We start from the raw sequence: 13320 nt of genomic DNA, 5'->3' as shown, positions 1-13320 counted from the left end.
CTAGGAATCCTCCCTTAAAAATGCTTCTAACTCAGGTATTAATTGATCTTTAGTAAAACCCATCTTTATCATATTGATAACAAAAGATTCTAATTCACTTCGTGATAACTCGCGTCTTTTTTCTGAGATTAGTGTTTGGTCGTCTGTAACATATCGTCCAGCGGTACGTTGCGAATAAACAATACCTTCACGTTCAAGCTCAGTAAAGGCACGCTGCATAGTGTTTGGATTCACACCAGCAGTTTCAGCATACTCACGTACTGTTGGCAATTGATCGCCACTTTTAATTTCTTGACTGACAATTTGCATCTTGATGCGTTGAGCAATTTGTGCATAAATGGGCGATTTCTCATCGAAATTCCAGGACATACGTTCTCCTCTCTATCTGATTTTGCAATCACTTGTACTATTTAAATGGTACAGAAAATAGTAGCAAATGTCAAGGCTAAGGCTGTATTCTAACCGTCAATTTCATAGATTAATCCATAAATAGAGCAACAAAATGAAAATCATAGTATAATAATTGTAATACACTAAGGAAGGGGTAGCCATGTTTGTACAACTCGATACGAAAACTGTATACAGCTTTATGGATAGTCTAATAGATTTAGAAAGCTATTTTTCTAAGGCGAAAGAATTGGGCTATAGCAGTATTGGTATTATGGATAAAGACAATCTCTATGCTGCTTATCATTTTATCAAAGGCTGTGAACGTCATGGACTTCAGGCTATCCTTGGACTAGAAATTGACTATCACATCAGTGATCAATTCATTCCCATATTTTTAATTGCTAAAAATAATTTGGGTTACCAAAACCTCCTGAAATTATCCACACAAATCATGTCTTCCGAAAATGTCCAAAGGCATTTTAAGGAATATTTAGATGGTTTGGAAGTTATCATTCCCTATTTTAAACATATGGAAGAAATAGCATTTCCATTTGAGTATTATATTGGGGTTTACGAAGATACAGAATTCCCACATTCTCATAAAAAGCTTATTCCATTAAGAACAGTTCGTTATTTCGAAGATGAAGACCGTCAGACATTGCAAGTGTTACACGCAATAAGAGATAACGTTAGTCTTAATGAAACAGCAATTGTTGAAGGAGATCAAAAGTTTGAAGATAGTCAGAAGATTTCTACTATTTTTGAAACACGGTTTCCAGGTTCAATTGAAAGGCTAAACAAACTGGTTTCGGGGATTCATTACCAATTTGATAATCAATTTAAGTTACCACGATTTAATCGCGAAGTTCCAGCAAAAGAGCAATTGTATGCCTTAACCAAAGAAGGACTTGAAAAAAGAGGATTGTGGCAAGATAACTATATCAGTCGCTTACATCATGAATTAACCATTATCTCCGAAATGGGATTTGAGGACTATTTTTTAATTGTCTGGGATTTACTTCGTTTTGGAAGAAGTAAAGGCTACTACATGGGGATGGGACGAGGTTCAGCTGCAGGGAGTTTAGTTGCTTTTGCATTGGAAATTACTGGAATTGATCCTGTCAAAAATAACTTGCTCTTTGAACGGTTTTTAAACAATGAACGCTTTAGCATGCCTGATATTGATATTGACTTACCGGATATTTATCGTATGGAATTTTTAAGATATGTTCGGAATCGGTATGGTACAAATCATTCAGCTCAGATTGTAACCTTCTCAACGTTCGGTCCAAAACAAGCCTTAAGAGATGTTCTAAAGCGTTTTGGAGTACCTGAATACGAGATTAGTCATCTGACCAAGAAAATCGGATTTAAAGATTCACTTCATTCTGTCTATGATAATAACATCAGTTTTAGACAGACCATCGCGAGTCGATTAGAATATCAAAAAGCTTTTGACATTGCTAAACGTATAGAGGGTAACCCTCGTCAAACGTCCATTCACGCTGCTGGGATTGTCATGAGTGATAGTAACCTAACAGATTTTATCCCTTTAAAACAAGGGGATGAAATGATGATCACCCAGTACGATGCACCTTCAGTTGAAGCTAATGGTCTCTTGAAAATGGACTTTTTAGGTCTTCGTAACTTAACTTTTGTTCAAAAAATGAAAGAAAAAGTTGCCAAAGATTTTGGGAAAAACATCATTATTGAAGAGATTGACTTAGAAGATCCAAAGACATTAGAACTCTTTGCCAAGGGTGATACCAAAGGGATTTTTCAGTTTGAACAAAGCGGTGCCATCAGTTTATTGAAACGGATAAAACCTGTTAAGTTTGAAGAAATCGTTGCAACAACGAGTTTGAACAGGCCAGGGGCTAGTGATTATACCAGTAATTTTATCAAGCGTCGAAATGGAAAAGAAACCATTGATTTAATCGATCCGATAATTGCTCCTATTTTAGAACCAACTTATGGCATTATGCTATATCAAGAACAGGTGATGCAGATTGCACAAGTCTTTGCAGGTTTTAGCCTAGGCAAAGCCGATCTTTTACGCCGTGCTATGTCCAAAAAGAAAATTTCTGAAATGAAGAAGTTAGAGTCTGAATTTTTGGAAGGTGCAAGAGCTTTAGGAAGATCAGAAGAAACAGCTAAACTCCTTTTTAATCGCATGGAAAAGTTTGCAGGGTACGGTTTTAATAGGAGTCATGCCTATGCATATTCAGCACTAGCATTTCAACTGGCATATTTCAAGGTCCATTATCCATCTGTTTTCTTTGATGTGATTATGAATTATTCGACAAGTGATTACATCAGTGATGCCCTTGATTCTGAGTTTAACGTTGTGCCTTTATCCATTAATTCTATTCCATTCAACGATAAGGTGGAAGGCAGAACCATCTTAATGGGAATGAAAAATATTAAGCATCTTCCTCGTGATTTGGCTTATTGGATCATTGAAGCTAGGCCATTTACAAGTATTGAGAATTTCTTGACCCAACTGCCTGACAAATACCAGAAAAAAGAGATATTAGAAGCGCTTATCTCTGTAGGTTTGTTTGATGTTTTTGAAAAAAACCGTAAAAAAGTTTTACAAAATTATGAAGGTTTACTTGTATTTGTTAAAGAACTTGGTTCATTATTTGCTGATTCTTCTTTTAATTGGACGGAATGCGAAGATTTTTCGAGTAGTGAAAAATATCGAATGGAAGAGGAGTATATTGGTATTGGATTAAGTCAACATCCCTTGTTGGAGATTGCTGAAAAAACCTCTAGGGACTTTACGCCTATTTCAAAACTCTATAAAGATACAGATGTGACATTGCTGGTGCAAATTGAGAAAGTAAGAGTTATTCGAACTAAATCAAATGGACAACAAATGGCCTTTCTAACAGTCACTGATACCAAGAAAAAGTGCGATGTCACCGTTTTTCCAGAGCAGTTCAGTAAAGTGCACTCCTTGCTTGTTGAGGGGCAAATGGTCTTTATACAAGGACGCGTTAAAGAACGAGATGGTCGTTTGCAAGTTGTTCTAGAAAACATTGAAATGGCTAGCAGTAAGAATTTTTGGTTGTTAGTTGAATCTCATGAAAATGATAAGATGATTGCAAGCATTTTAAGACGCCACCCCGGTGATTTTCCAGTCATTATTCATTATAAAGAGAGCAAAGAAACCCTTAAAATACCTGGTATTTTAGTTCGAGTCAGTGAAGATTTAGAGTCTGAACTAAAAGATTTTGTACTGAAAACGGTTTATCGATAAAAAAAGCTCTATAGTGAAGAAATTTGCAAAGTAATATGCTATAATTAAAACGTTAAATTAATTAAAGGAGTACCTAAAAATGAAACGTATTGCTGTTTTAACCAGTGGTGGTGACGCCCCTGGTATGAATGCTGCGATTAGAGCGGTTGTTCGTAAAGCAATCTCAGAAGGAATGGAAGTTTACGGAGTAAACCATGGTTATGCTGGTTTAGTTGCCGGAGATATTTTCCCAATTAGCTCTAAAGGTGTTGGTGACAAAATTTCTCGTGGTGGAACTTTCTTATATTCTGCTCGCTATCCTGAATTTGCTAATTTAGAAGGACAATTAGCAGGTATTGAACAACTTAAAAAACATGGCATTGAAGGTGTTGTTGTTATTGGGGGAGATGGTTCTTATCATGGAGCTATGAGACTAACTGAGCATGGTTTCCCTGCAGTTGGTATCCCAGGAACAATCGATAACGATATTGCTGGTACAGATTACACTATCGGATTTGATACTGCAGTTAATACTGCTGTTGAAGCAATTGATAAATTGCGTGATACTTCTTCAAGTCATGGACGTACATTTGTTGTTGAAGTTATGGGACGTAACGCTGGTGATATTGCTCTTTGGGCAGGTATTGCAAGTGGTGCAGACCAAATTATCGTACCTGAAGAAGAATTCAATATCCAACAAGTTGTCAAAACAATCGATGATGATTTCAAAAAACAAGGTAAAAATCACCACATCATTGTTTTAGCTGAAGGTGTTATGAGTGGTGACCAATTTGCTCAAGAATTAAAAGCAGCTGGAAATACAAGTGATCTCCGTGTGACAAACCTTGGACATATTCTACGTGGTGGTTCACCAACTGCACGTGACCGTGTTATTGCATCTTGGATGGGATCACACGCTGTTGAATTACTTAAACAAGGTAAAGGTGGTTTTGCAGTTGGTATTCATAATGAAGAACTTGTTGAAAGTCCAATTTTAGGTAGTGCAGAAGAAGGTGCTTTATTCTCATTGGGTGAAGATGGTAAAATCATCGTTAACAATCCACATAGAGCACGTCTTGATTTCGCTAAATTAAATCGTTCACTTTCAAGATAAGTCACTCATTTAATCATTTTTTGTAAATCGTCGGTAATCGACAAAAATAAAAGGGAGTTTCATTTAATATGAATAAACGCGTAAAAATTGTTGCAACACTTGGTCCTGCGGTAGAAATCCGTGGCGGAAAAAAATATGGAGAAGATGGCTATTGGGCTGGTCAACTTGATGTTGAAGCATCAGCTAAAAAGATTGCTGAATTAATCGAAGCTGGCGCTAATGTTTTCCGTTTCAATTTCTCACACGGCGACCACAAAGAACAAGGTGACCGTATGGCAACTGTAAGACGTGCAGAAGAAATGGCTCGTCAAAAAGTAGCCTTTCTTTTAGATACTAAAGGTCCAGAAATGCGTACTGAATTATTTGCTGATGATGCAAAAGAATACAGCTACACAACTGGTGAACGTATCCGTGTTACAACTGAGCAAGGAGTTCTATCAAGCCGTGATGTTATTGCGCTTAGCGTTGCTGGTGGACTTGATATTTACGACGAAGTCGAAGTTGGACACACTATCCTTATCGATGATGGTAAATTAGGACTTAAAGTTATTGAAAAAGACATTGCAACTCGTCAATTTGTTGTTGAAGTTGAAAATGATGGGATTATTGCAAAACAAAAAGGTGTTAATATCCCTAACACAAAAATCCCATTCCCAGCTTTAGCAGAGCGTGACAATGCTGATATCCGTTTTGGTCTTGAACAAGGACTTAACTTTATCGCTATTTCATTTGTTCGTACTGCAAAAGATGTTGAAGAAGTTCGTCAAATCTGTCGTGAAACAGGTAATGAACACGTTCAATTGTTTGCTAAAATTGAAAACCAACAAGGTATTGATAATCTTGATGAAATCATTGAAGCTGCTGATGGTATCATGATTGCCCGTGGTGACATGGGAATTGAAGTACCATTTGAAATGGTTCCAGTATTCCAAAAAATGATTATCACAAAAGTAAATGCCGCTGGTAAAGCTGTTATCACAGCTACAAATATGCTTGAAACAATGACTGAAAAACCACGTGCAACACGCTCAGAGGTTTCTGACGTCTTTAACGCTGTTATCGATGGTACAGACGCTACAATGCTTTCTGGTGAGTCTGCAAATGGTAAATACCCAGTTGAATCTGTTCGTACAATGGCTACAATTGATAAGAATGCTCAAACACTTCTTAACGAATATGGTCGTTTAGATTCTTCTAAATTCCCACGTACAAATAAAACAGATGTTATCGCATCAGCTGTTAAAGATGCTACACAGTCAATGGATATCAAACTTGTTGTTACTATCACTGAAACTGGTAATACAGCACGTGCGATTTCTAAATTCCGTCCTGATGCTGACATCTTAGCTGTTACTTTTGATGAAAAAGTTCAACGTGCTTTGATGATCTATTGGGGTGTTACTCCAGTTCTTGCAGAAAAACCATCTTCTACAGATGATATGTTTGAAGTTGCTGAACAAGTTGCCCTTGAAACAGGTCTTGTTCAATCAGGTGATAATATTGTGATTGTAGCTGGTGTTCCAGTAGGATCAGGCGGAACAAACACAATGCGCGTTCGTACCGTAAAATAATCTCGTTTCAGCCATGAGTTTTCATGGCTTTTTTATTGTCTTCTTGAAAATAGTTGGTAAACAATCAGTTTTTCAAACTTTTGTTATTCTGGATAACATGCTATAATAGAATAAAGATTAGGAGTAGTCATGGTTAAAAGAGATTTTATCAGAAATATCATATTAGCTTTGTTAGCTATCGTTATCTTTATTCTCTTAAGAATTTTTGTTTTTTCTACTTTTGAAATTCATAAAGAAGCTGAAAATGCATATCTAAAAAATGGAGATTTAGTAACGATACGTAGAAACATTAAGCCAAAGTATAAAGATTTTGTTGTATATAGGATTGATGACAAAGATTATGTCAGTCGTGTGATTGCCAGTGCTGGTCAAAGCGCTACATCCATGGATGATATTTTATATATCAATAATCAAGTTGTTGATGAACCCTATATTGAAAAAACAAAAAATGATTTTTTGACAACCTCTCCAATGGGGTCATTGTTTACTGAAGATTTTAATATCACAACCATTTCTAAGGGTAATAATAAAGTTATTCCAAGCGGAAAATACCTTTTATTAAATGATAATCGTCAAAATAAAAATGATAGTCGTGAGTTTGGTTTAATTGATAAGTCACAGATTAAGGGTGTTATTACCTTTAAAATTCTACCTCTAGATCAATTTGGATTTATAGAAAATGAGTAGTCAATTGACTACTCATTTTTAAAATTAGACTATACCAATAAAATGTTTGACAAGATAAAATAGGTGGTATATACTTAAAACATAGCTTTTTGGGTAGTTTTATTTGACTATACCAATTTAATTAATAAGAAAAGGTAGTAAGTTATTCTTACTAAGGTAAATAATAATGTGTGGTATTGTTGGAGTCGTAGGAAATCGAAATGCGACTGATATTTTGATGCAAGGTTTAGAGAAATTAGAATACCGTGGTTATGATTCAGCTGGTATTTTTGTTGCCAATGGTGACAAGTCAAGTCTAGTTAAGTCTGTAGGAAGAATTGCAGATTTGCGTTCAAAAATTGGTATTGATGTAGCTGGTAGTACAGGTATTGGACATACACGTTGGGCAACTCATGGACAAGCAACCGTTGAAAATGCTCACCCACATACTTCTGCATCAAGCCGCTTTGTACTCGTTCATAATGGTGTTATCGAGAACTATCTTCAAATGAAAGAAGAGTATTTAGTAGGCCATGAATTTAAAGGTCAAACAGATACTGAAATCGCTGTTCATTTAATTGGTAAATTTGTAGAAGAAGATGGTTTATCAGTACTGGAAGCATTTAAAAATGCACTTTCAATTATTGAAGGTTCATATGCTTTTGCCCTGATTGATACAGAGGATGCTGATACAATCTATGTTGCTAAAAATAAATCTCCATTGCTCATTGGTTTAGGCGAAGGCTATAATATGGTATGTTCTGATGCGATGGCTATGATTCGTGAAACCAGCCAATTTATGGAAATTCATGATAAAGAACTTGTTATCTTAACAAAAGATTCAGTGACTGTTTTAGATTATGATGGTAACCAACTTGAAAGAGATTCATATACAGCAGAATTAGACTTATCTGACATTGGAAAAGGAACTTATCCTTTCTACATGTTAAAAGAAATTGATGAGCAACCTACTGTTATGCGTAAATTGATTTCAACTTATTCTGATGAATCTGGAAAAATGGCAATTGATCCTGCCATTGTCAAAACTGTTCAAGAAGCAGATCGTATTTACATCTTAGCTGCAGGTACATCTTACAACGCTGGTTTTGCTTCAAAAGCAATGATTGAACAATTAACTGATACACCTGTTGAACTTGGTGTTGCTTCTGAGTGGGGGTATAATATGCCACTCTTAAGTCAAAAACCAATGTTTATCTTGTTGAGTCAATCAGGTGAAACTGCTGATAGTCGACAAGTTTTGGTTAAAGCTAACCAAATGGGGATCCCAAGTTTAACGGTCACAAACGTACCAGGTTCAACACTGTCACGTGAAGCTACCTACACCATGTTACTACATGCTGGACCAGAAATTGCAGTTGCTTCAACAAAAGCCTATACTGCTCAGGTTGCAGCACTTGCTTTCTTATCAAAAGCAGTTGGTGAAGCAAATGGTAAAAAAGAAGCTTTAGAGTTTGACTTAGTCCATGAACTTTCTCTAGTCGCTCAATCTATTGAAGCAACCCTTTCTGAAAAAGATTTCATTGCATCAAAAGTTGAGAAATTATTAGCGACAACCCGCAATGCTTTCTATATTGGTCGTGGTAATGATTATTATGTTGCCATGGAAGCTTCTTTGAAATTAAAAGAAATTTCATACATTCAATGTGAAGGGTTTGCAGCTGGTGAATTAAAACATGGTACAATTTCTCTCATTGAAGATGGCACACCTGTTATCGGCTTGATTTCTTCAAGTGAACTTGTTGCAGCTCATACTCGTGGAAATATCCAAGAAGTTGCAGCACGTGGAGCTAGTGTCTTAACTGTTGTTGAAGAAGGTTTGGACCGTGAAGGTGATGACATTGTTGTCAATAAAGTACATCCATATTTAGCAACTATTGGAATGGTCATTCCGACACAACTTATTGCTTACTATGCATCATTACAACGTGGCCTTGATGTTGACAAACCACGTAATTTGGCAAAAGCCGTTACTGTAGAATAATAGATTTTAAAGGCATCTTTCAGATGTCTTTTTTGTGTCACAGCTTTTGTGCCAAAGTTTGAGTTCTGATGTCAGCGTTTCCATGATAAGATAAAATTGTAAATAATTTAGGAGGCGTTCTAATGGAACAAAAATCTTCACTTAAAGTTAAAGTCCAAAAATTAGGTACAGCATTATCAAATATGGTTATGCCTAACATTGGCGCATTTATTGCCTGGGGTGTTTTAACAGCCCTATTTATTCCAACAGGTTGGTTACCAAATGCAGAATTTGCAAAAGCGGTAGGTCCTGCAATCACTTATTTGCTACCACTATTAATTGGTTACACTGGTGGTTATGTTGTTCATGGACAACGCGGAGCAGTAGTTGGTGCAATCGCAACCTTCGGTGCAGTTGCTGGTTCTGAAGTACCAATGTTTATCGGTGCAATGGCAATGGGACCACTTGGAGGTTGGGCAATTAAAAAATTTGACCAAGCTTTCCAAGAAAAAATTCGTCCAGGTTTTGAAATGTTAGTAAACAATTTCTCAGCTGGATTAATTGGATTTGGTTTACTCTTGTTAGCCTTTAAATTAGTTGGTCCATTTGTGGCAATCTTTACAACAGCTATTGGTAATGGTGTACAAGCTATCGTTGATATGAAATTATTACCGTTAGCTAATATCCTAATTGAACCAGCTAAGATTCTTTTCCTTAATAACGCTCTAAACCATGGTATTTTTACACCACTTGGAGCTGAACAAGTTGCTAAAACAGGAAAATCAATTCTTTTCTTATTAGAAGCTAACCCTGGGCCAGGTCTTGGTATTTTACTTGCTTACTTAGTCTTTGGTAAAGGTGCTGCTAAATCTTCTTCATGGGGTGCATTAATCATTCACTTCCTTGGAGGTATCCACGAAATTTACTTCCCTTATGTCATGATGAAACCAGCTTTATTCTTAGCTGTCATCGGTGGTGGGGTTACAGGTACATTCTTTAACCAATTATTAGGTTCAGGTCTTGGTGGACCAGCTTCACCAGGTTCCATCATTGCTATCTTAAGTATGGTTCCTAAAGGTGGAAGCTACTTAGCTGTTTTAACAGGTGTTTTCTCAGCAGCACTTGTTTCATTCTTAATTGCTTCTGTTATTCTTAAAGCAGATAAATCAGTAGATGATGAAAGCGCATTGGCTGAAGCTCAGGCAGCAACTCAAGCAGCAAAAGCAGAATCAAAAGGCCAAACTCTTTCCTCTCAAGCATCAGCACAATTTTCAAGTGATGATATTCAACAAATTATCTTTGCTTGTGATGCAGGAATGGGTAGCTCTGCAATGGGTGCTTCAATCCTTCGTGATAAAGTAAAAAAAGCAGGACTTTCAATACCTGTAACCAACAAAGCTATTTCAAATTTAACAGATGTAACTAACACATTAATTGTTACTCAACAAGAGCTTGCACCGCGCGCTGCTCAGAAAACACCACGTGCTGTTCATGTTTCAGTTGATAACTTCTTAGCCACTCCAAAATATGACGAAATTGTTGCTCAATTAGCAAAAAAGTCTAGTGCTGAACTTGCAAAAGATTTTGAGCAAGCTTCAGCAAAAGAAGAAGTTGTTGATTTAAATTATATTGATGAAGTTGTATTTGCCTATGGTGAGAACAAAGGTTCAGCAACAATGGGTCAGGCAACCCTGGTCGAAATTTTCAAAAATAGAGGCGTTGGAATTCCAGTTTCTAAAGTTGAAAATCATCAACTAGTTGCTTTCAATTCTAAAAATATTTTAGTTGTCACTAACATTGCTAACCAATCTGTAGCGCAGCAATTCGCACCACAAGCTCAATTACTAGTAGTTGATAGTCTAGTAACAACTCCAGAATATGATAAAATGGTAGATCGCATGCATAAATAACGACAAAATGGTGTATAATGACATTATGCTACTAACAAAACGTGAAGAACAATTATTGAAAGCTTTCCTGAATTATGGAAAGCTTTCAATTGATAATATGGGAGATATTTTAAAAGTATCAAGACGGACGGTATATCGTGTTTTAAATGAGTTGACGGACAGTCTTGAGAGTTTGAATATCAGTATTATTAAGGAAGATCAAAAATATTATTTAACAGGTGAACTTGAAGAATTAAGAGCATTTTCAAGTCAGGATAATTTCTCAAAAAATGAAAGACTGAACTTGATTACGTATTATCTTTTGATAGCCAATCAAGAAATCACAAATGAATTCTTACAAGAGAAATTAGCTGTCAGTAATGTCACTATTATTCAGGATATTGCCATTGTTGAGAAACGTTTGGCAGATTTCAACATTCTACTCAAGCGTCAAAAGGGTTACCAGGTAACCGATTCCCAAAAGCAAAAAAGATGGTTATTAGCAGTCCTTTTATCTAATAATCAATCCATTTCTGATTTTTGGAAGTTGAAAACAGGTTATTTTGATCTTATTCCTTTAGATCGAATGAGGGCAGCTAGAGATACATTTCAAAAATATCAGTCAGATATTCCTGAAATGGATTCAAAGTTAATGCAGTTTTTCTCAATCCTTTTGGCACTAAGTAATTGGCAAGAGATTGAGAGTTCCTCACACCAAGTGAGTAAACTGGCTTTGGATTTTTCTCAAAAAGTTTATGGAGAATTTTCTAAAGAGACCAAATCCTTATATTCTATTCAAGAGATCTTGTATTTTGCTCGACTTTTAGATCAATTCGTTTTAAAACGTCAAGAGACCCCACTTTTTCAAGAAAATTTTGATAGCGAATTTTATTACAATGTTTCTAACCTAATTGATAAGGTAGCTTTATATACCAAAATTAATTTTACAAAAGATAAGACACTATTTAAATTTTTATTTAACCACATCAGATTAAGTCTAGCGGTGCCTATCATATTTGCTGATAGTAACATATCAGATTTAGCACATGAAGCGCTCCATCATAACGATTACCTTCATCGCCTTATTCGTCTGTTAGTGATTGAAATTTTTCCAACGTACCTTCAAAGTGAATCGGAGTTCGAACTCATAACACTTCATTTTGCATCCAGTTTGAGAAGAAGTCCGACAATTTATCCCATTCGCTTACTCTTACTAACGGATGAACGTCCCTTAGCCACTGAACTTCTCATGTCACGGTTAAAACAAATAGCGCCTTTTGTGGAATATATTCAAACAAAAGGAAGTTCTCAATTGGATGAGGAGGATTTTGAGAGATATGACGCTGTTTTATCTACAAAATTATTTGCTAATGACAAGGTTCATTTAGTCTCAACTTTCCCAACTCCAAACGAATTAATTGAACTAGAACAGTGGTTACAAAACATTCAGATCAATCGTGACATTAAACGACGCGAGGATTCAACATTTTTTCAGCCTCCAATATTTAAAGACTATTTCAATGCTTCGCAATTGATTTTGAACCATTTTAGTTTGACAAGCCTAAAAAATGACAATTCTTTTGAACAAACCGTTGTTGAACTGATTAGAAGACTAGAAGATGTTACTGATTACCCTTATTTAAGTCAAAAGTTATTAAATCGTTTTAAAGAGAGTCCTATGGCTATTCCAGAAACAGGATTGGCATTACTTCATACCCAATCTAGTAAAGTTCAAAAATCTTCCTTTAAGGTTGTTGAATTGGAAAATCCAGTTATTGCAACATCGATGAATGGACAAGATGAGGAAGTTAAACGGATTTTAGTCATGCTGACGCGGCTAGAAGAAGATGAGGAAATCAGAGATTTGATGACTGCAATAAGTCAATCAATCATTGAAAATCATCTCTATACTGAAATATACAAAACGGGTAATTATGATATTATTTACCAATTACTCAATCAAATTTTTACAGAAAAAATAAAACATTTGGAGAATTAAAATGGAATTTCAAAAAGAATTAATCAAATTGAATCAATCCTTCACTCATTATGAAGAAGCCATTCGTTTTTGTGGTCAACTTCTTTATCATTTTGATTATGTTGAAGAAGATTATATTCAAGCAATGGTAGATCGAAATAATGAACTCTCTGTTTATATGGGGAACTTTATTGCGATACCACATGGAACAGATGCAGCAAAAGAAAAAGTCAAAAAATCAGGACTAGTTGTTGTTCAAGTCCCAGATGGTGTTAATTTTGGAACTGAAGAAAAACCTCAAATTGCAACAGTATTATTTGGAATCGCTGGCATTGGAGATGAACACCTTCAGTTGATTCAAAAAATATCCATTTTCTGCGCTGATGTTGATAATGTCATCAAACTAGCTGATGCTAAAACAAGTGAAGAAGTGATTACATTACTCAATTCTGTTGAGTAGTATCTGTTAATGTGAGAGGAGAACATA

9 protein-coding genes are annotated in these 13320 nt (G+C 35.7%); 8 read left to right on the top strand and 1 reads right to left on the bottom strand.

The features are described from left to right. A complete protein-coding gene (locus DQM95_RS05470) occupies positions 1-369 on the bottom strand; it encodes a GntR family transcriptional regulator (protein WP_012658501.1) in 369 nt (122 codons plus the stop codon). 181 nt (positions 370-550) lie between these two features. Here DQM95_RS05470 and DQM95_RS05465 point away from each other — a divergent pair, with 181 nt between their 5' ends. From DQM95_RS05465 to DQM95_RS05430, 8 genes are all read left to right on the top strand, one after another. Then, positions 551-3655, top strand: a complete 3105-nt coding sequence (locus DQM95_RS05465; RefSeq protein ID WP_012658500.1) for a DNA polymerase III subunit alpha — start codon at positions 551-553, stop codon at positions 3653-3655. Between the two features lie 79 nt (positions 3656-3734). Continuing rightward, positions 3735-4748, top strand: a complete 1014-nt coding sequence (gene pfkA, locus DQM95_RS05460; RefSeq protein WP_012658499.1) for a 6-phosphofructokinase — start codon at positions 3735-3737, stop codon at positions 4746-4748. Positions 4749-4816: 68 nt separating this feature from the next. Next, the gene (pyk, locus tag DQM95_RS05455; protein WP_012658498.1) at positions 4817-6319 is read left to right on the top strand and encodes a pyruvate kinase; all 1503 of its coding nucleotides are present in this window, start codon (positions 4817-4819) and stop codon (positions 6317-6319) included. 129 nt (positions 6320-6448) lie between these two features. After that, a complete protein-coding gene (gene lepB, locus DQM95_RS05450; RefSeq protein WP_012658497.1) occupies positions 6449-7006 on the top strand; it encodes a signal peptidase I in 558 nt (185 codons plus the stop codon). 166 nt (positions 7007-7172) lie between these two features. Next, complete coding sequence (gene glmS / locus DQM95_RS05445) at positions 7173-8987, top strand: glutamine--fructose-6-phosphate transaminase (isomerizing) (protein WP_037592091.1); 1815 nt, start codon at positions 7173-7175, stop codon at positions 8985-8987. 122 nt (positions 8988-9109) lie between these two features. Then, the gene (locus tag DQM95_RS05440) at positions 9110-10876 is read left to right on the top strand and encodes a PTS mannitol-specific transporter subunit IIBC (protein ID WP_037592093.1); all 1767 of its coding nucleotides are present in this window, start codon (positions 9110-9112) and stop codon (positions 10874-10876) included. Between the two features lie 25 nt (positions 10877-10901). Then, positions 10902-12854 carry a BglG family transcription antiterminator gene (locus DQM95_RS05435; RefSeq protein WP_037592095.1) on the top strand — a complete coding sequence of 651 codons (1953 nt, stop codon included), beginning with the start codon at positions 10902-10904 and terminating at the stop codon, positions 12852-12854. Between the two features lies 1 nt (position 12855). Then, on the top strand, positions 12856-13293 hold the full coding sequence (locus tag DQM95_RS05430) for a PTS sugar transporter subunit IIA (RefSeq protein WP_012658493.1): 438 nt from the start codon (positions 12856-12858) through the stop codon (positions 13291-13293). The last annotated feature ends 27 nt before the right edge of the window (positions 13294-13320 follow it).

It is taken from the genome of Streptococcus uberis, from assembly GCF_900475595.1.
GTDB classification, from domain to species: Bacteria; Bacillota; Bacilli; order Lactobacillales; family Streptococcaceae; genus Streptococcus; species Streptococcus uberis.
Note: the sequence above shows the minus strand (reverse complement) of the source record. Positions and strands in the feature narration are given on the sequence as shown.

Coding starts and splice junctions, on each gene's coding strand:
- pyk (WP_012658498.1), top strand. CDS start 4,817: ATGAATAAACGCGTAAAAATTGTTGCAACACTTGGTCCTGCGGTAGAA.
- DQM95_RS05435 (WP_037592095.1), top strand. CDS start 10,902: ATGCTACTAACAAAACGTGAAGAACAATTATTGAAAGCTTTCCTGAAT.
- DQM95_RS05470 (WP_012658501.1), bottom strand. CDS start 369: ATGTCCTGGAATTTCGATGAGAAATCGCCCATTTATGCACAAATTGCT.
- glmS (WP_037592091.1), top strand. CDS start 7,173: ATGTGTGGTATTGTTGGAGTCGTAGGAAATCGAAATGCGACTGATATT.
- pfkA (WP_012658499.1), top strand. CDS start 3,735: ATGAAACGTATTGCTGTTTTAACCAGTGGTGGTGACGCCCCTGGTATG.
- DQM95_RS05465 (WP_012658500.1), top strand. CDS start 551: ATGTTTGTACAACTCGATACGAAAACTGTATACAGCTTTATGGATAGT.
- DQM95_RS05430 (WP_012658493.1), top strand. CDS start 12,856: ATGGAATTTCAAAAAGAATTAATCAAATTGAATCAATCCTTCACTCAT.
- lepB (WP_012658497.1), top strand. CDS start 6,449: ATGGTTAAAAGAGATTTTATCAGAAATATCATATTAGCTTTGTTAGCT.
- DQM95_RS05440 (WP_037592093.1), top strand. CDS start 9,110: ATGGAACAAAAATCTTCACTTAAAGTTAAAGTCCAAAAATTAGGTACA.